Below are 18,321 nucleotides of genomic sequence, written 5' to 3'. Positions count from 1 at the left end.
GATCGCCCTGTCTCATGGGGCTGGACCGTTCGCCTCACGAAAATCGGCCTTGAGACCCGTGATCGACGTTGAGAGACGAAAAAAGTGCGTCGAATCTCGCGGTTAACCCATTGATTTTTCAATATTTTGTGTCTTCGCGCTGCAATTCTCCATTTTTTTTGAAAATTTCTGACCCGTTTTCCGGCTGGCTCACGCCTTTTCTAATGAGGCCCCTGATGAGGGGGCCCACCAACACGAGAGAGACCAGAACCTGAAAGGAACCAATGTCATGAAAACCATCTCGAAACTTGCCCTTTCTGCCATTGCCGCCACCACCGTCAGCGCCGGTGCCGCAAGCGCCCAAGATTACAGCGATTGGTCGACGATCAGCCCTTACGGCCTCGAAATGGTCGATCAGTTCGGTAACGTCCACTATGTCGATCCGTATGCCTACGACTCGCAGGTCGATAATTACGGCAATGTGTACTCGAACTACAATTACAGCATGGACCCGTCGGTCGGCATGTACGACCTGACGCCGAGTAACCAAGCGTCCACGAACAGCTGGAGCGAATACAACAGCTCCGCATACACCTCAACGGAATCGAGCAATTGGGCTCCGGGCGGTCTCTATGACACGACCTGGATGTTCGATTGATCGATAGTGGGGAGAGCGGCCCGGCGGATTCGCCGCTGGGCCGTCACCCACCCAGACCCCACACTACCTCATACGTTTACTGAGCGGTTGTCCGTGAGCGTCTCGCCCGCCCGCCGTCGCAGATCAAGGAGCTTGAAAATGAAAATCCGCCTTTCCCTTCTCGCCGCGGCCGCGATGATGGCCGCCACTGCAAGCGCCCAAGGCTATGGTCAGCAACCTGGCTATCCCGGCGGCGGTATGGTCCAGCCACAGCAGCCTTACGGTCAGCAGCCCTATGGTCAGCCCGGCTTTGGCGCTGGTGGAGGAAGTTTCCAGTCACTGAGTGGTCAGTGGTACTACTCCAGTCCGCAAACCGGAAATGACGCGGCCCCCTGGCAGGCGCAAGTGTCCGCCAACGGACAGATCCAGGCAAGCCAACGATCCCCCAACGGCGTTTCCCAGATCCAGGGTCAATTCAACGGGATGATGGCCAATACTATGGTAACCACCCCGAACTTGCGTCAGCGGGGGAAGGTGAACAGGTCGAATTTGAGGCTCCAGTTCGACGGCCAGTGCCATGTTCATGCGATGTTTATCGACCAGCGCGGCCAGCCGATGGGTCAGGCCACGTTCCACGTCAACCACAAGGCGGGCGAACCCTGCCCGAACTGAGACATGCTGTCAGGATCATTGGTCGAACGGCAGCCTAGATATTGCAATTGAGCCGGCCTTCGAGGCCGGCTATTTTTTCGTCAGTCTCCGGAGATTTTTCTTCTCCACCGTTGATCACGCCTGTGCCGAGCTGCGCGTTCAACGCGCGGGCCTCGGCAATGGCCCGGCACGACAGAGCGGGCGATCCGGGAATGCCCGCCTGCGTGAGGTAAGAATCCACCAGAAGTCTCTGGTAATATGGGGTCTGTGGAAATTTTTCGTCGAGGAGCGCGGCAAGATCGACTGCCTCGCTCGCAGCCTCACGCGCCTCATCGTGCCGCCCGAGTTCGTTGAGGTAAAGAACACGATCCTGAAGGACCTTGTTCAGACCCTCAGGTCCGCCTGCATCTTCCGTATCCAGCGCAAATAGTTCACGTGCTGCGGTGAGTGCGTCGCCATTGGCCTCAAGAGCCGCCTCAAGATCGCCGGCCGCGGTATGGGCACGCGCGATGATCATGCTGGCCGTCAGCAGCTGGGTCTTCTGATAGTAATTGTCGGGCTCGCCTTGAAGCTGGCCGAGGCGGTAGGCTCTGGCATAGCCGAGAGGGGCGACGGCTTCTGCGGGCCGACCCAGATCTATCAGGAGTTCGCCCTCCTGCATGGCCATGTAGGCGGCCATCTCTTCACCACCGCCAAGCCGTTCGAACATCTCGTCGTCGAGCTCCGCGCGCCAGGACTGGACCTCGTTCAGTGCGGTCTCATAGTCTTCCTGCTGATAAAGAATTTGCAGCCTGTCGGTGCGGCCACTCCAGAAATGCCGCAGCAGCGTACGTTCGTTCTCGTCGCCGAGCGCGGTGCCTTTGGCCGCCATATCCAGCACTTCAGCATTGTAGCGGGCCGCCATATCGATATCTTCATTGTAAAGAAGGTGCTGCATGGAGAGGTTCCGCTTCACCATGGCGAGTTCGGCAAGCGCTTTTGTATTCGTCGGCTCGTCGGCCAGAAGTTTTTCGAGCGCGACTTCCGCTTTGAGCAGCAGTTCCTCGGATTTCTCCGTGTCGCCCAGATTGGCGAGACCCACGGCGCCATAGAGATTAGCGAGCCGCATGCTCATGGTGCCGATATCAAAGAGGATATCGTTGGGAACATTCTCGCCGCCGGCAAGGTCATCGACATAGTCACTGACCAGATTGGCAAGTTTCCGCCGAGGCTCCAGCGTGCCGGCGACCTGTTCGAATTCGTCATAGGTGTCGAAAATCAGGCTACGGCTTAAGCTGCGCGCCTGTTCGAAGCGAGCATTCGCACTGTCGAGCGCCGTTTCGGCGCGCTGATACTGGAACAATGTGACCGCGAAGGCGATAATGAGGCCGATGGCGGCGAGGGAGCTGACACTCACGGCCAGCCAGTGCCTGTGGAAATATTTGCCGAATCGGTAGAACCGGCCGCCGCCTCGTGCCTCGACGGAGTGGCCGGAAAGAAAATTCTCGACATCCTCGAAAAGGGCGAGGACGGATCGATATCGGTCGGCCGGGTCGGTCCGGGTCGCTTTGGCAATGATCGCGGACACATCCTGAGGGATGGTCAGCCCGCCGAGCATCGCAGCGAGGAGCTTGCCCAGAGAATAGACATCCGAAAGAGTGTTGGTCGGCGCTCCCTCCATGCGTTCGGGCGCAGCAAAGCCTGGAGTGTAGGTGCGCGAGTCAATCGCCTTCTGGGCCGCCGATGCCACGTCGTCTTCAAGCACCTGCGGTTTGGCAATCCCGAAATCGATCAGTTTGACGGCACCGTCCTTGGTGACGAGCACATTCGTCGGGGTGATATCGCGGTGGATAATGAGGTTCTGGTGAGCGTGTTCGACCGCCGAGCAAACCTCGCAGAACACCTCCAGCCGCGCTTCGAGGGAGAGGTCCTTTTTCCTGACCCACTCGCTGATCGGAATTCCATCGACATACTCCATGACAATGTAAGGCGATCCATCCGTCAGTGTACCGCCATCGAAAAGTCGTGCGATATTTGGGTGGTTGAGGCTCGCCAGGATCTGACGCTCGGTTTCGAAGCGGCCGATCAGGACATCGCTCAGTACGCCGGGGCGAATGATCTTGACGGCGACTTTATGATCGAAGTCGCCGGCGTCGCGTTCGGCGATGTAGACAGCCCCCATGCCGCCGCGGCCGATAAGGTCGGTGATCCGATATTGGCCGGCGCGTTCGGGCGAAACTTCGTCTTCGAGCGCATCCCGAGCGCCACCGGTACGCAAGGCCATGCTCATCGACGCGTCGGTCTTCAGGAGTTTGAGTACCCTCGTCAGAAGCGCGGGATCAGATGAGTACCGCGTTTTCGCCCAGCTCTCTCGGTCTGCCTCAGGCTTGTCGAAGGCTTCTTCGAGGGCCTTCATCGCCTCGATCTCTAGTTCCCGATTGTCTGCCACCTTATGGTCCTCCCATGGCGTCGAGAAGCCAGGTCCGCGCGATTTGCCATTGGCGTTTGACAGTGGATTCAGACGTACCCAGAACTTCGCCGATCTCGGCCGGCGTCAGACCGCCAAAAAACCGCAGTTCTACGATCTTGGCCTTTTCCTCGTCGATGGCCTGAAGTCGGATGAGCGCCGTTTCAAGTTCTTCGAGATCGAGTCGCTGCTGTCCGCCCTCGAAACGGGTCATCAGCGTCACCTTTTCATGGGAACGCTTTTCGGACTTCTTCTTGCGGGCATGATCGATCAGGATCCGGCGCATGGCACGGGCCGAGAGCGCGAGGAAATGGCTTCGGTCAGCCCAGTCGATGCTGTCCATTTCCATCAGTCGCATGGCCGCCTCGTTAACGAGGTCTTCCGTCGCCAGAGAATTATTACTCTCCCGGCGCAGGAGGGCGGCGGATACTTGTCGTAGTTCACCGTAGAGCCGGTCGAACAGCTGGTCGCGAGCACCAATATCGCCGCGGCGCCAGTCTCCGAGCAGCATTCTGGTCTGCTGCATGTCCGTATTCATCGCATTCGACCTCCGGCTGGCTGAAGATTGGCGCTGTTGTGGCGGCAAGGCGTGTGGTCAGTTTCGATCAAACCTAGATAGAGACGGGGGCGATGGAAAGCGGCGTTCACGCTCGATATCTGTTTCAGGCGATTTTCGGTTATTCCGGTTGGGTTTGGCCCCTGAACCATCATCAAGGCATCCCTTCAACAAACCCTGTCGTGTCTTCATCTCGGATGACAGACGTGACCCGTCCCCTTTGAACGCAGCCATGTTGAGTGAAAGAATGGCGTGTCCAATGAAGAAGTGAGATGGGCGCGAATATCTACATCCTTGATGTTTTCGATCTTGTAGAACTGGTTCTCTGCCATCATCCCCCCGGCCCCAGTTTTATGTCTCACAAGTCCTTACCTCAACGGTTTCACGGGGAGGTGCAGCCCCTCTCCGTCAGCCATTTTGTAAGGCTTCGCTCCGGGCTTTGCGGAACGGACTCGAATATCTGTCAGGGGGATTTTCTGGGGGCACCACATTGGCTTCTGAATTGCGATGCCCTCAAATGTGCACCCAATTATGTCGGCTTACCTAGCATGCCCCCGGACCGCGCCGGACGACACCCATGCTAATTTCTTTGTTTTTATTGAATTTTTGGATTTTCCGGAGGGTCTCAAACCCTGAAATGGTGCCCAGAAGAGGACTCGAACCTCCACGTCCATACGGACACCAGCACCTGAAGCTGGCGCGTCTACCAATTCCGCCATCTGGGCATGCCGAGCCGCGGGGAATATGCTCTCGCAGGCGCGCTGTCAAACCCTAGTTTTCAGCCCGACGCTATATTAGCGTCCGGCTCGAAACCCCTGAGGGAGACCCGCCCTATGCCCCGCATTACCGCCGCGCTGGCCGCGCTCTTCTTCCTTCTGCCCCTGCCTGCCCGCGCGCAGGACAGCACCCTCGCCGACCTCCTGTCGGACGCCCGCGAGGAAGCCGGCCTCATCGGCATGGGCGCCGCGGTGATGGTCGAGGGCGAGATTGTCGCGCTGGCCGTCGATGGCGAGCGCATCAAGGGCAAGGGCGGCATGCTCTCTCGTGACGATGCCTGGCATCTCGGCTCGATCACGAAATCCATGACAGGTACGCTGATCGCGACCATGGTCGAAGACGGCACGCTGAGCTTTGAGACGACGATCGGTGATATCTATGGCGATGCCGCAGACGAAAGCTGGCGCGGTGTCACGCTGAGCCAGCTTCTCACCCACACGTCGGGCGCGCCGGGCAATTTCTCCCTGATCGATATGCTGTCTGATAATCCGGAAACCCGGACAGGTATCTCGCGCCAGCGTCAGGCCAAGGTTGAGAAGATGATCAGCGCCCCCCTGCCGGGTAAGAGCGGTGAGTTTCTTTACTCGAATGTCGGCTTCACCATTGCCGGGGCAATGGCGGAAAAGGCCGCAGACGGAACACCCTGGGAAGAGCTCCTCTCAGAGCGCGTCTTCACCCCGCTGGGGATTGAGATCAGTTTCGGCCCGCCGACCGGCGAGGCAGCCCCTTGGGGTCACGCCAAGGGGATCTTCGGCAAATCGCCCAGGAACCCGGCCGCCCGCGCCGACAACCCCGCCTTTATCGGCCCGGCGGGGACGGCCGCCCTGCCCCTCGCCGATCTGTTGCGATACGGACAGGCGCATCTCTCCCAAGACCCCGCCCTTCTCTCCCGCGCAAGCTATGATCTTCTGCATACCCCGCCCAGCCGGAATGAAGAGACAGGCTTCGGCTATGCCTATGGCTGGGTCTCGGACCCCTCGGGCGGCGGCTATGGCGCCGGGCCGATCATCTGGCACAATGGTTCGAACACATATTGGTATGCGCTCCTGATCCTCGTACCCGATGAGCGCGCGGTGATCGCACTGGTCACCAATGACGGGGATCTCGAGAACGCCGAGCCCGCCTTCCAGAAGCTGGCCGCCCGCATCGCGCAGGATTTCGACCTCACCCCCTGAGGGGGAGGCTGGACATGGGAGCCAAAGCGCGTCCACCCTCAACACCATGACGGAAAAGAAAAAACAGCCCGGACCGCCCCGCAGTGTCGCAGCCGCTTTTTACGGGCTGGGTCTGACGATCATCGTCTTTTTCATCCTCTGGGTGGCGCAGGGCATTCTCGTGCCGCTGATCGTGGCGGCATTGCTTTCCTTCCTGATCGTCTCGGTAAAGAATGGTCTCGACCGGTTGCCCGTTATCGGCCGGTTCATGCCGGGGGCGGTCAATTTCGGCCTCTCCTTTGTCATCATTGTTGGCATCCTCCTCGTGATCAGCCTGATCGTACGAGAGAATGCTCAAGCTGTTCTTGAGAAGGCACCTGAATATCAGGCCCGGCTGGGCGAGCTGGCGACTGGTTTTGTCGGCTGGGCAGAGGGGCGGTCATGGATGCCGCAGGACGCCGTCGAGGCCATGGCCGACTTCCTTGACGGCCTACGGGGCGGCATGGCGGCAATCGACGGGGAGGACATTCCTGCTGACGCCGGCTCGGGCTTGCGCTCTCAGGCTTTCGCTGCGGCGCGTGGCGCGATTGCGTCGGCCACCACGGCGGCCAGCACATTGCTGGGCAATATCGTTACCGTCTTTCTTTATACGGCCTTTATCCTGATCGAGCGGGGACGGTTCTCGCGCAAGCTGACCCGCATGGCCGGCTCGGTCGCCGTGCGTCACCGGATCGACAACGCGATCGACGATGTCACCCGCCTCATCCGCACCTATGTGACGATGAAAACGCTGATCAATCTGACGGTCGCGAGCATCTCCTTTGTCCTCATGCTGGCGCTGGGCACGGACTTTGCCGGATTCTGGGCATTGCTGATTTTCGTCTTTGGCTATGTGCCGATTGTCGGGGCAGTGATCGCGATTTCCCTGCCAGTCCTTCTCACTTTGCTGGCGCCAGATGGGGGCTTGGGGAAAGCTGCCCTCACCCTCCTCCTTCTTGCCGGGGCGGAACAGTCGATCAGCTCGTTTGTCGAGCCGCGGGTGATGGGCAAGAGCCTTAACCTCTCGCCCCTCGTCATCCTCATTTCGCTGGCGACATGGGGATCAATCTGGGGTTTTGCCGGGATGCTGCTTTCCGTACCGCTCACAGTCGTTGCATTGATTACACTGTCACAATTCGAAGCAACGCGGCCCATCGCGATCATGCTGTCCGATAACGGAGAAATTGCGCCCCTCGCCAGCCATGACGAAGAAAGTGCTGCCTGACTACTCCTCCCCGCACGGAATGCGCGTGGCGGCCAGTTTGAATTGTGGTTGCCATTCGCCATTCTCATCAGGGACGTAGCTGATGCGCGCCCAGTGGTCTTCATCTTCAATATGGAAGGTCGCCTTGAACTCAGGCCGTTCGGGATAGACCTGCCACATGGTCAGCACACCATCCATCACCTTTGCACGCAGATCCTGAACCTGTCGACCGGCGGTGGCGATCCACATCATGTCCCATTCGCCCTCTTCGGCATCCCACAAGCGTACATTGATGCCTCTGCCTGTCTCGGGCTCGATGCCGGGATCGCGGCCATACCATTCATCGACGATCGCCATGCCCTCAAGACCATAATAGCCGTTCCAGCGTGCAGGCGTGCCGGGGCGCGGAGGCGACCAAGCACCATTCTGCCAGGCATGGGCCGAGATCGTGTAATCCCCGATCAGGAAAGCGAACTGCGACAACTCTTCGGGCGCGTTCTCATTCGGCGCGCCATAGTCACAGCGCGGCGGCGCAAGGTCACTTTGCGCCAAGGCAGGCACTAGCCCGAGGCCCATTGTACAAGCGGCAGTCAGAAGGCTCTTTTTCATCGTCTCGTCCCCTTTTTGCTCGCCACTATGACACAGCTTTGCCCCCTACCCCTCAATCGCGAGCAGTTCGGCTAGGGCCCGCGCCTCTGCCTCACGTCCGGAGCCATGCCGCCACGCGAGCCCCAGATCGCGGCTCGGCCGGTGTCCGCCCTTGTCGATGACGGGAATTGTGACGACCCCGGACATTTTCGCTAACCCATGATCAACAGCGAGCTGCGGCATCAGGGTCGTCCCAACATCGCTCGCGACCATCTGCGCAAGGGTGAAGAGGCTCGTTGCACCGAACGCGTCCGCCGTATCGCGCTGGCGCAGGGCGCAGGCATCTAGCGCATGATCGCGCAGGCAGTGCCCATCCTCAAGCAGGAGAAGCTTCTCACCGCTCAGCTCTTTGCTGGTGATCGAAGGCTTGTCCGCAAACGGATGGTTCTTTGAACAGGCGAAGACGAAAGGGTCCTCCCCGAAGATCAGCGTATCGAGCCCTTCGGTCTCGACCGGCATGGCAAGGACCGCAATATCGATCCGGCCCGCACGCAAACCGTCAATCAGATGATCGGTCAGCTCTTCGCGTAAGTAGAGCCGTAATTCGGGATAGGCCTTGGCGAGTTTCGGCATCAGCTCGGGCAACAGATAAGGCCCGATGGTCGGGATCAGCCCGAGCCGCAGATCGCCGGTCAGCGGCGGGCGACCGGCGGCAGCGCGCACCATGTCTTGCGACAACCCGATGATCTCTTCGGCGCGTTTGGCCATATCCTCCCCCAGCGGGGTCAGGATGAAGCTGCGCGAGCTGCGGTCGACCAGCGGTGCATCAAGAACGCCCTCAAGCTCCTTGATCCCGGCGGAGAGAGTCGATTGTGAGACACAGCACTCCTCCGCGGCACGCGAAAAGCTTTCATTCCGGACAAGGCTTGTGAAAAACTGCAACTGTCTGAGGGTCGGCAGCAAGGGCGGCTCTCCTATCGACTATTTCGATACTAACATACCGCATAATCTATTTGCCCGCAGGCATGCAACAGCCCATATCCCCCTTGCAGCGAGGGCGTAACTTCGGCTGCGCGACACACGAACACTTGAGAGATATTGGAGATTGCGATGCTTGGCGTTGGCGACAAACTGCCGGAATTCAAAGTGACGGGCGTGAAGCCCGGCTTCAACCAGATCGAAGAAAACGGCGAGAGCGCTTTTGAGGACGTCACTCAGGACAGCTTCTCGGGCAAATGGAAAGTCATCTATTTCTATCCGAAGGATTTCACCTTCGTCTGCCCGACCGAGATTGCCGAGTTCGGCCGCCTCGCAAAAGAATTCGAAGACCGTGACGCTGTCGTCCTTGGCGGCTCCTCGGACAACGAATTCGTGAAACTGGCATGGCGCCGCGACCATGCTGACCTCGACAAGCACCCGGCCTGGCAGTTTGCCGACACGACCGGTGCCCTGATCGACGGCCTCGGCATTCGCTCGCCAGAAGGCGTTGCCCTGCGCGCGACCTTCATCGTCGACCCGCACAACGTCATTCAGCACGTTTATGTGAACAATCTGAATGTCGGTCGGAACCCGCAAGACACCCTGCGCGTTCTTGATGGACTGCAAACGGACGAGCTTTGTCCGTGTAACCGCCCCCTCGGCGGCGACACGCTCTAAATCGTCCCCTGAAAAGCTGCGCGCATTCCCCCCTGCTTAAAGCGCGCGCTTGTTAGAGAAGTACCGGGCAACTGCCTCCCCCCCCTGCCCAAATGCCGTTGTCCGGTGCTTCTCCACATTCTTCGAGAAATCAGCCTAGACAGAGACCGGCGCGATCCCACGCTGCCGGATGGAGAGAAACCATGTCGATTGAATCCCTGCGCGAGCAACTGCCCGACTACGCCAAAGACATCCGCCTGAACCTCAGCAGTCTCGTCAATGAGACACTCCTGAATGATCAGCAGAAATACGGCACTTTCCTTGCGACCGCGCTGGCCAGCCGGAACGCCGATGTGATCCGCGCCATTGCAGCCGAGGCCCAGGAGAAGCTGAGCCCGGAAGCAGTGACTGCCGCCAAGGCCGCCGCCTCCATCATGGGCATGAACAATATCTATTATCGCTTCTCCCACCTCGTGTCGGAGAAGACCTACCAGACTCTGCCGGCAAAACTCCGTATGCAGGTGATTGCCAATCCGGGTGTCGACAAGGTCGATTTCGAGCTGTGGTCGCTGGCGGTCTCCGCCATCAACGGCTGCGGCATGTGCCTCGACAGCCATGATGCGGTCGTGCGCAAGGGCGGGCTCTCGACCGAGCAGGTCCAGGCCGCTGTCCGCATCGCCTCGACAGTCCACGCTGCTGCTGCGACCCTCGATGGGGAAGCTGCGCTTGCGAGCTAAGCGTTAAACTGAAATTCCGTCTTCTGAGGAGCCCCGGTCACTGGCCGGGGCTTTTCTTTTTTGCTGTTTTCTCCGCGGCTGCGACCCCGGCGCCAAGGCCGAGAAAGGCCGAGAGCCACCAGACAACAGCCGGAATCTCCAGCCCATAATCGAGCATGCCATGAAGCAGGACGAGGAGCATCATTGCGCCCGCGAGCTTCATCATGCCCCGCTGCCGACGGCGGCGCGCAAGACCCGCCCGAAGCGGCAGAATGGCAGCTGTCAGGATCGCAAGCCCGCCTGCCACACCGACAATTCCTCCCTGTACGAGCCATTGCAGGAGGAGGTTATGCGCCGCCCCCTGCTGGATCAGGATCGGAGCTGTCTCCAGCGTGATATGCGGCGCTATCGCCTCCTCAAAGCGGCCAAATCCATGCCCGAAGAGAGGCGCGCCCTGAAACGCCGCCAGCGAGACCTGCCAGATCAGCATACGGCCGTTTCCATCTATCGCCCCCTCTGTCAGCCGATCGCCAAGCACGCTGCCGCTCGCCGCCGTCAGCCCCGCCCCGACGATCAGGATCGCCAGCACCGGCACCCAGAAAGGGAGTTTGCTCTTCGCCTCCTGACGGTCCCAGAAAATGAGACCCGCGCCTGCAACAATCGTTGCGGCAATCCCCCCGCGTGAGCCGGTCAGCATCAGGCAGGTGAGTGAGAAGATCAGAACAAGGAGCGGCAGAGTCGCGCCCTTCCCCAGCCGGTCGAATATCCCGGCAAGCCCCCCGCCGCCCAAGACGCGCAGCACACCTGCTAGCCCGAAGAGAGAAAACATCCCGAAGAGGGTCGCCGCCGTATTTGCGGACAGGAAAGCTGCTGTCAGCCGCCCCTCATGAAAGGCTTTGGATTGGCCATACACCGTGTCAGGCGACGCGATGAAATTGAAAAAGGCGGCAATGCCGACCAGCAGGACCGCGATACTCATGGCCCGGAAGACATGCTCCGCCTGACGCCCCGTCGAGACTGCCCCCGCCATGGTCAGATAGACCGCACCAGCCGCGAGCAGGACCGCAAGGTCCGGCAGGCTGATGGCGGGATGCGGCCCGAGGCTCTGTCCAAGAACCACGATTGCGCCGCCCCAGAGACCCAGCCAGATCGCCGGGGTCAGCCGAATGCGCGGGGTGACCCATGCCGCAACGGCTCCCACGCTGAGGAATGCCCCGGACAGGAACAGCGCAAAGGCCGGCCTGTCGGCGCCGAACAAGGCCGTTGCGAGGACGAGCAGGAAGAGAACGGGTCCAGCCAGAAGAAGCGTCTTTGCCATGACGCCCCTTCTACCGCGCAACACTTTGGAAAGGTTAAACGGCGTCAAGCGCCTCGCGCACGCGCGGCATGATCCGCTTGCTGACCGGCACCTGATGGCCGGAGCTGAGCACCAGCTCGCCCGTGCCAGAAGGCAGCCGCCGTAATTCTGAAATCAGATGCGTGTTGACGATATGCGAGCGGTGGACCCGCAGGAACTGCCCCGGCAGCTCGGCTTCGAGCGCGTTCAGCGTCGCCGAATGCAGCATCTCATCGCCGCTGGTCAGGTGCAGCTCGACATAATCGCCCGCCCCGCTGGCGCTGGCGATTTCCGCCGCTTTGACCTTCTGCATCCGGCCATTGCTGCGGATGGTGATCGAGGCGGCCTCGGTCTGCTCTCGCTCTTTGAGCGCCTGTTCGAGCTTGTGGCGGCGGCGCTCGGTCTCCTGCTGCTCAAGGCTGATGGCCCGGTAGGCCCGCGCCTGCACAAGGAAGAGAAAGCCGAGAAGCCCCGCCACGAGGAAGTAAAAACCGATATCAAGGAAGATGAAGGGCGCAACGACAACGAGGACGAGAAAGCTGAGAAACGCTGCCAGATGATAGCGCGCCTCTCTGTCACCCCGGAATGCAGCCATGCCCGCCATGACAGCCGCCCCAAGGCAAGGCGTCATGATCGCCAGCATGGTCTTGCGGTCAAAGCCCCCGGCGTAAATGATCATGAGAAGGGTCAGAACGACCGTGCCTGCGATGATCCATCCGCGTCTTGGGACGGCAAATCGGTGCGCGGTATGCGCCAGCATGGCGAGGCCGAAACTCCCGGCAAAGAACAATAAGAGGACCAGTCGCACATCCTGGAACCAGTAAGGATAGCTCCATAGCCCGCGCGAAACTTCAGAAAGAAGCTGCCCGCCCGCAGCGACCGACGCCGCCGCCAGAATTAGAGAGCCAAGCCGGTCCTGCCCCAAGGCTGCAAAACTGCCGAAATAGAGAAACCCCGCAAGGAACAGCCCGAAGGTCAGAAGCGAGAGCCAGTATTTGGAGATCATCCGAAACCGCGGCGGGCCGTAGGGCGCAATTCCCGCAACATGGAGAGGATGGGCGAGCCGGATCAGGCTGTGATGCCCGGACATCAGGAACACGAGCTCATTCTGCCCAGTCCGCAGCGCCCCCGGCGGGATGAAGAAGACCGCATCCTGACGGCCCGCAACTTCGGTCGAAGCACTGAGCCCCGGCATCCCGTTCTGCCCCAGAGGCGCCCCGTTCAGCCAGACCTCGCTAGATGCCTTGATCGAGAGGAAAAGACCAAGCGGCGCGGCCGCCTCGGTATAGCCGGCCGGCACCTCGAACTCCGTCCGGACCCATATCACATGGCCCTGCGGATCCATGTCCCATGCGTTCATCTGCTCGCAAGCCGCCGCCTCGAAATCGGCGTCCCCGATCTCAAGGCTGCTCGCCGGGCAGACGGTCATCTCTTCTCTCGTCAGCACCAGATAGCCGTCCTCCGGCGCGGCGGCAGCCCGCGCCATTGGCAGAAGGAGAAGGACTACGAGGAACAAGAGAAGCCGAATCATATCCCACCCTACGCCCGCTCGCCGAAGATGAGAGGCCCGCTGGCCGATTTCCTTGCCCCGCTCACCGATCATTGCACGCGGTGCCCACCGGGAGCGCCCAGCATGGGCTCATCGCAATCCCGGAAAGACCGCTCATGTTTTCTCGCTTCAGCCCGCTCCTCTTCCTGCCTCTTCTCTTCATCGGGGAGGCCATCGCCGCGCCGCCCAATGAGAAAGAGATCACGTTCACCGCACAGGACGGCACTTCGGTTGAAGCCTATGAGGGCACATTCGAAGTGCCGGAGAACAGGGCGGATCCGAATAGCCGGACGCTCACCCTTGGCTATGTCCGCTTCCCCGCGACAACCAAGACACCCGGCGCGCCGATCGTCTATCTTGCCGGCGGCCCCGGTGGCTCTGGAACCGGCACGGCAAAGGGGCGGCGTTTCCCCCTCTTCATGGCGCTCCGCGAACAGGCCGATGTCATTGCCTTTGATCAGCGAGGCACCGGGCTTTCCGACCAGTTCCCGGGCTGTATCTCGGATACGCCCGAGCCCGTCACAGCGATCAGTGATGAGGCCTATATCGCCCTCACCCGCACCGCCTTCGCCGAGTGCCTTGCCTTCTGGGAAGACGAAGGCATCGACATTGCGGGCTACAACACCATCGATAGCGCGCGCGATATCGACGCGCTGCGCGCTCATCTGGGCACAGAGAAAGTCAGCCTGTGGGGCATCTCCTACGGCACCCATCTGGCACTCGCCGCGATGAAGGAAATGCCGGAGCGGATCGACCGCGCGATCCTCGCCAGCGTCGAGGGGCTCGACCAGACGGTCAAAATGCCCGCCCGGACCGATGCCTACTACACCCGGCTTCAGGCGGCTGTGCTGACACAGGACAAGGCCGCCGCCGCGATGCCGGATATCGCCGGGATGATGCGGCGCGTGCTGGCACGCCTCGAAGATGAGCCCGTCACGCTCAGCATCCCGCTCGAAAACGGAAGCCAGGAGATCATCTGGACACGGCGCGACATGCAGCGGGTCAATGCAGGGCTGGTCGCCGATCCGGGCTCGGCCGCCTATCTCCTCGGCATCTATCTTGCCGCCGATCAGGGGGACTTCTCCCCCCTCGAAGGAGCTCTTGCGCGATACCGCCGGCCAGAGGAGATGATGAGGTTTAACGGTATGTCGTCCGGAATGGATATCGCCTCCGGCATCGGCGCAGAGCGACTTGCTGCGTTCGAGGGCCAGGCGAAAACCGCGCTCAACGGCCAGTGGCATAATTTCCCGATGCCCCAGCTTGCGAGCGCCGCGCGTGATCTCGATCTCGGGGACGCTTTCCGTCAGATGCCGGAAAACGCCATCCCGACCCTTGTTTTCTCGGGCACGCTTGATGGCCGGACCTTCCCGGAAAGTCAGCGCGAAGCCGTGGCCGGCCTCTCGAACGCCCATATCGTGACGGTCGTGAATGCCGGGCACAATCTCTTCATGGTCTCACCGGAAGTCGGTGAGGTGATGGCGCGCTTCCTCGACGGCGAGGACATCACAACCGACGAGATCACCGTGCCCTTGCCGGACTTCCTGCCTTATTGATCGGCTGGACGTCCCCCCACGGCGCCGCTTAAGGGCCATGATTGGCTCTTAGGCGGCGAGTGATGGCGCGGAACATTCTTAAATCCATGGCGACAGTGTCGGGGCTGACCCTGCTCAGCCGCCTGCTCGGCTTTGCGCGCCAGCTCCTGCTCGCCGGGCTCGTCGGCGCGTCGGGTACGCCGGTCGCGGATGCCTTCAACGTCGCCTTCCGCCTGCCCAACATGTTCCGCCGCCTGCTCGCCGAAGGCGCTTTTCAGGCCGCCTTCGTGCCGCTCTTTCAGGGCAAGACCGTCAATGACGACATGGGCGAGGCCAAACGATTTGCCGAGGATGTCCTCGCCTGGCTGATCGTCATCCTGACCGCTCTCTCGGCGGCGGCGATGATCTTTACACCGCTTTTCGTCAGCGTGCTTGCGACCGGCTTCCGGGATGATGCCGAGCGCTTCACCCTGACGGTCGAATATACCCGCATCATGTTCCCCTATCTCGCCTGCATGTCGATGGTCGGCATCTATGGCGGGATGCTGAACGCGCTGCACCGGTTTGCCGCCGCTGCCGCCGCGCCACTCCTTCTCAATGTCGTATGGATCGCCGGGCTTCTGGCCTTCGCCCATCGCCCGGAAGAAGAAATCGGCCGCGCTGCCGCGGGTGCCGTCATGGCGGGCGGGGTACTCCAGCTCATCATGCTGCTGATTGCCGGGCACCGCTCAAAGCTTCTCCTGCGCCTGCGCCTGCCGCGCCTGACCCAAGGGGTCAAACGCCTGATCCTGCTCGGCACACCCGGTTTCATTGCGGCAGGGGCACTGCAGATCAATCTCATCGTCGGCACCAATGTCGCCTCGCGGCAAGCTGGCGCGAATAGCTGGCTTGCCTATGCCGACCAGCTCTACCAGCTCCCCCTCTCGATGATCGGCATTGCGCTCGGCATCGTCCTCATGCCTGCAATCAGCCGGTCGGTGAAATCCGGCAATGAGAAAGGCGCGATCCGTACACTGAGCCGGGGGATCGAGGTTGCGCTCTTCTTCGCCCTGCCCGCCGCCGCCGCCCTGATCGTCATTCCGGACAGGGTGTGTGCGGCGCTGTTTCAGGATCTCGCAGGCGACGTCACCCGCCTGATCGGCGCGGGCGGGTCAGCCTTCAATGATCACGATGTCGAGATGACGGGCCTTGCCATCATGCTCTTCGGCATCGGCCTACCCGCCTTTGTCCTGCAAAAAGTGTTGAATGCGGCCTATTTTGCTCGTGAGGACACCAAGACACCGATGAAGTTCGCCCTCATCGGCATCGCCCTTAATGCGATCATCTCGATCTCGCTCTTCCCCGTTATCGGCTTTCTCTCCGTACCGCTGGGGACGATTTGCGCGAGCTGGACGGAGGTCACGCTCCTCTCCTTCACACTGGCAAGGCGCGGGCACCTCGCGCCCGGCGCAAAATTCCTGACCCGCACGATTCGCGTCATCCTCGCCGCCGCCCTGCTTGGCGCCCTTCTTTATGGCTGCAAGCTCGAATGGGAGATGCTGCGCGGCTTTGCGCTGGGGCAGGACTGGCTCCTCCTGATCGTCCTTGTCGGGATCAGTGTCGTCCTTTATGCCGGGATCACTGTCCTGATCGGCGGGGTAGACCCGCGCGAATGGCGAGGCGGTGGCCCGGCCCCGGCTCAATCCACCGAATAATGAGCTGGATACATGGCCGTCACCTGACGGATCATTCGCTTGTCGATCTTGCCCGTTGTGCCGCGCGGCAGAGACTGGGGTGACGCCCAGAGCCGCTGCGGCACCTTGAAAGCGGCGAGCTTTTCAGCGGCGTGTGCACGGAGCTTTTCCAGATCAACTTGACCTGCGGCCGACCAGACCGTCGCCCCGACAATCTCACCATATTTCTCGTCGGGTACGGCGAAGACGCATGCTTCATCGACATCCGGAAAGGACAGCAGCATGTTCTCAACCTCAAGACAGGAGATGTTCTCGCCACCCCGAATGATGAGATCCTTCGCCCGGTCGAGGATGTATAAAATCCCCTCCTCATCGACATAACCGAGATCGCCTGTGCGGAACCATCCGCCATCGAAAAAGGCCGCTTCCGTCGCTGCCTCATCTTCGAGATACGCACGGAAATTTGCCGGGCTCTTGATGCAGATTTCCCCTTTCTCGCCTCGGGAAAGCTGCGTGCCATCCTCGCTAAAGGCCTCAATCTGCGTGACCGGCGGCACGACGCGGCCAGCCGCAGACGGATTGTCGAGAAAATCCTGCAGGGTGATATGCGTGCCGAGCGCATTGGTTTCGGTAAGACCATAGCCTGAAGACATCGACTTGCCCGGGAAGGTCTCGGCCTGTTCTGCGAGCTGGGTCTCGGGTCGCTTTGCCCCGCCGGTCGCAATATCAACCAGACTGACAAGATCCTCTGGATCGGCATGCCGGGTCAGGTCATGGGCCATGGTCGGTACACCGATGAAATTAGTGATCTGTTCCTTAGCAATAAGTTTGCCTGCCTCGACGGGATCCCAGCGATAAAGGAAGACCAGCTTCTTGCCGGTGAGGAAGGAGAGCAGAAGCACCGTGTGCGATGCGGTGACATGGAACAGCGGCAAGGTCACAAGGACAGAAGGGTTCTCAGGCACGAACGGAAATTCCGGCCGCAGGCGCTGGGCCACATTCAGCAGAAAGGAAAAGGACATCACCGAGTTGATGCAGCTTCGGTGGGTCAACAACACGCCCTTTGGCTTACCCGTCGTGCCAGATGTATAGATAAGGCAATAATCACTATCAGGATCAATCTGGACCTGGGGCGGTGTCGCCGATATCGCGCTATCGTTGACAATCTCCGCGAAGGTCACGTCTGCCGCTTCGACTTCTTCTCGCGCGCCGACAAAAGTCAGCCCCAGCTCTTCCTTGCACGGCGCAAAGGCGGCCCCGCGTTTGGCGTCACAGACGACGATCTTTGCGCCTGCCCGCGTCAGCCCCTGACGCAGCTCCTCGGCCTGCCAGAAAGAATTGATCGGCACGATGACCGCACCGGCAGCCGCAATACCTAAATAAGCGATGCACCATTCCGGATAGTTCCGCATCGCGATGGCGACCCGGTCCCCCGGCTTCACCCCTTTTTCAGTGACCAGCCAGTTGGCGAAGCGCATGGCCTGCGACCAGGCCTCCGCCGTCGTCAACCGCTCTTCGCCATAGACAAGGAAATCCCGATCCGCGAATTCCGCCGCCTTGGCCGCGAACATATCGCGGACGGACATGTTCGAGAGTAGAAAGCTGCGGTCATAATCCACACCGCGCACCGTTTTCGGCTCAACCGCGAAGAGCCCTTTTTCTGCGAGCAGCGCCTCCACCCCTTCGGCGAATTCTTCACTGGTGATCGGGGCGGGAGCAGTCATAGGGGCCCTCCTTGGCCATTTTCCGGAACGGTCATTCTATTTAGAGAAGCATGCTTTGCGCTTCCACCACAGTGGATGTGGCAGAAGCTCGCATTTCGGGGGTCTCATTCCCCATGTCGGATATC

Annotated in this window: 15 protein-coding genes and 1 tRNA gene; 8 read left to right on the top strand and 8 right to left on the bottom strand. The window is 60.6% G+C overall.

What is annotated here, in order from left to right:
• Positions 1–268 precede the first annotated feature (268 nt).
• On the top strand, positions 269–637 hold the full coding sequence (locus DX908_RS14710; RefSeq protein WP_116393247.1) for a hypothetical protein: 369 nt from the start codon (positions 269–271) through the stop codon (positions 635–637).
• A gap of 138 nt (positions 638–775) precedes the next feature.
• Entirely contained in the window at positions 776–1,288 is a 513-nt protein-coding gene (locus DX908_RS14705; RefSeq protein WP_116393246.1) for a hypothetical protein, read from the top strand.
• A 34-nt stretch (positions 1,289–1,322) separates the two neighbouring features.
• On the opposite strand, the gene DX908_RS14700 is transcribed toward DX908_RS14705, so the two are convergent.
• From DX908_RS14700 to DX908_RS14690, 3 genes are all read right to left on the bottom strand, one after another.
• Complete coding sequence (locus DX908_RS14700; protein ID WP_116393245.1) at positions 1,323–3,695, bottom strand: serine/threonine-protein kinase; 2,373 nt, start codon at positions 3,693–3,695, stop codon at positions 1,323–1,325.
• Position 3,696: 1 nt separating this feature from the next.
• On the bottom strand, positions 3,697–4,239 hold the full coding sequence (locus tag DX908_RS14695) for an ECF-type sigma factor (RefSeq protein ID WP_199564767.1): 543 nt from the start codon (positions 4,237–4,239) through the stop codon (positions 3,697–3,699).
• A 668-nt stretch (positions 4,240–4,907) separates the two neighbouring features.
• A tRNA-Leu gene (locus DX908_RS14690) sits at positions 4,908–4,994 on the bottom strand.
• Positions 4,995–5,102: 108 nt separating this feature from the next.
• Here DX908_RS14690 and DX908_RS14685 point away from each other — a divergent pair.
• Both DX908_RS14685 and DX908_RS14680 read left to right on the top strand, forming a co-directional pair.
• A complete protein-coding gene (locus DX908_RS14685) occupies positions 5,103–6,221 on the top strand; it encodes a serine hydrolase domain-containing protein (RefSeq protein ID WP_158548857.1) in 1,119 nt (372 codons plus the stop codon).
• Positions 6,222–6,267: 46 nt separating this feature from the next.
• Positions 6,268–7,464, top strand: coding sequence for an AI-2E family transporter (locus tag DX908_RS14680; protein ID WP_158548855.1), 1,197 nt, complete (start codon positions 6,268–6,270; stop codon positions 7,462–7,464).
• Here the strand turns inward: DX908_RS14680 and DX908_RS14675 are convergent, their stop codons facing one another.
• Entirely contained in the window at positions 7,465–8,052 is a 588-nt protein-coding gene (locus DX908_RS14675; RefSeq protein ID WP_147303824.1) for a hypothetical protein, read from the bottom strand.
• 45 nt (positions 8,053–8,097) lie between these two features.
• Complete coding sequence (locus DX908_RS14670) at positions 8,098–8,994, bottom strand: hydrogen peroxide-inducible genes activator (RefSeq protein WP_116393240.1); 897 nt, start codon at positions 8,992–8,994, stop codon at positions 8,098–8,100.
• Positions 8,995–9,141: 147 nt separating this feature from the next.
• Here DX908_RS14670 and DX908_RS14665 point away from each other — a divergent pair, with 147 nt between their 5' ends.
• Both DX908_RS14665 and ahpD read left to right on the top strand, forming a co-directional pair.
• Positions 9,142–9,687, top strand: coding sequence for a peroxiredoxin (locus DX908_RS14665; protein ID WP_116393239.1), 546 nt, complete (start codon positions 9,142–9,144; stop codon positions 9,685–9,687).
• Between the two features lie 182 nt (positions 9,688–9,869).
• Entirely contained in the window at positions 9,870–10,403 is a 534-nt protein-coding gene (ahpD, locus tag DX908_RS14660; RefSeq protein WP_116393238.1) for an alkylhydroperoxidase, AhpD family, read from the top strand.
• Between the two features lie 37 nt (positions 10,404–10,440).
• Here ahpD and DX908_RS14655 read toward each other — a convergent pair whose 3' ends face one another.
• Both DX908_RS14655 and DX908_RS14650 read right to left on the bottom strand, forming a co-directional pair.
• On the bottom strand, positions 10,441–11,700 hold the full coding sequence (locus DX908_RS14655) for an O-antigen ligase family protein (protein ID WP_116393237.1): 1,260 nt from the start codon (positions 11,698–11,700) through the stop codon (positions 10,441–10,443).
• Positions 11,701–11,734: 34 nt separating this feature from the next.
• Entirely contained in the window at positions 11,735–13,249 is a 1,515-nt protein-coding gene (locus DX908_RS14650) for a LytTR family transcriptional regulator DNA-binding domain-containing protein (RefSeq protein WP_158548853.1), read from the bottom strand.
• A 134-nt stretch (positions 13,250–13,383) separates the two neighbouring features.
• On the opposite strand from DX908_RS14650, the gene DX908_RS14645 reads away from it, so the two are divergent.
• Complete coding sequence (locus DX908_RS14645; protein ID WP_116393235.1) at positions 13,384–14,820, top strand: alpha/beta hydrolase; 1,437 nt, start codon at positions 13,384–13,386, stop codon at positions 14,818–14,820.
• Between the two features lie 62 nt (positions 14,821–14,882).
• The gene (gene murJ, locus DX908_RS14640; RefSeq protein WP_116393234.1) at positions 14,883–16,493 is read left to right on the top strand and encodes a murein biosynthesis integral membrane protein MurJ; all 1,611 of its coding nucleotides are present in this window, start codon (positions 14,883–14,885) and stop codon (positions 16,491–16,493) included.
• Here the strand turns inward: murJ and DX908_RS14635 are convergent.
• Positions 16,478–18,196, bottom strand: a complete 1,719-nt coding sequence (locus tag DX908_RS14635) for a class I adenylate-forming enzyme family protein (protein WP_116393233.1) — start codon at positions 18,194–18,196, stop codon at positions 16,478–16,480. The two genes, murJ and DX908_RS14635, sit on opposite strands and share 16 nt — an antisense overlap.
• Positions 18,197–18,321 lie beyond the last annotated feature (125 nt).

The organism is Parvularcula marina, from assembly GCF_003399445.1.
Lineage (GTDB): Bacteria > Pseudomonadota > Alphaproteobacteria > Caulobacterales > Parvularculaceae > Parvularcula > Parvularcula marina.
The sequence above is the reverse complement of the archived record's forward strand: the minus strand, read 5'-3'. Positions and strand labels throughout refer to the sequence as shown.

Coding starts and splice junctions, on each gene's coding strand:
- DX908_RS14710 (WP_116393247.1), top strand. CDS start 269: ATGAAAACCATCTCGAAACTTGCCCTTTCTGCCATTGCCGCCACCACC.
- DX908_RS14705 (WP_116393246.1), top strand. CDS start 776: ATGAAAATCCGCCTTTCCCTTCTCGCCGCGGCCGCGATGATGGCCGCC.
- DX908_RS14695 (WP_199564767.1), bottom strand. CDS start 4,239: ATGCAGCAGACCAGAATGCTGCTCGGAGACTGGCGCCGCGGCGATATT.
- DX908_RS14685 (WP_158548857.1), top strand. CDS start 5,103: ATGCCCCGCATTACCGCCGCGCTGGCCGCGCTCTTCTTCCTTCTGCCC.
- DX908_RS14680 (WP_158548855.1), top strand. CDS start 6,268: ATGACGGAAAAGAAAAAACAGCCCGGACCGCCCCGCAGTGTCGCAGCC.
- DX908_RS14675 (WP_147303824.1), bottom strand. CDS start 8,052: ATGAAAAAGAGCCTTCTGACTGCCGCTTGTACAATGGGCCTCGGGCTA.
- DX908_RS14665 (WP_116393239.1), top strand. CDS start 9,142: ATGCTTGGCGTTGGCGACAAACTGCCGGAATTCAAAGTGACGGGCGTG.
- ahpD (WP_116393238.1), top strand. CDS start 9,870: ATGTCGATTGAATCCCTGCGCGAGCAACTGCCCGACTACGCCAAAGAC.
- DX908_RS14655 (WP_116393237.1), bottom strand. CDS start 11,700: ATGGCAAAGACGCTTCTTCTGGCTGGACCCGTTCTCTTCCTGCTCGTC.
- DX908_RS14650 (WP_158548853.1), bottom strand. CDS start 13,249: ATGATTCGGCTTCTCTTGTTCCTCGTAGTCCTTCTCCTTCTGCCAATG.
- DX908_RS14645 (WP_116393235.1), top strand. CDS start 13,384: ATGTTTTCTCGCTTCAGCCCGCTCCTCTTCCTGCCTCTTCTCTTCATC.
- murJ (WP_116393234.1), top strand. CDS start 14,883: ATGGCGCGGAACATTCTTAAATCCATGGCGACAGTGTCGGGGCTGACC.
- DX908_RS14635 (WP_116393233.1), bottom strand. CDS start 18,196: ATGACTGCTCCCGCCCCGATCACCAGTGAAGAATTCGCCGAAGGGGTG.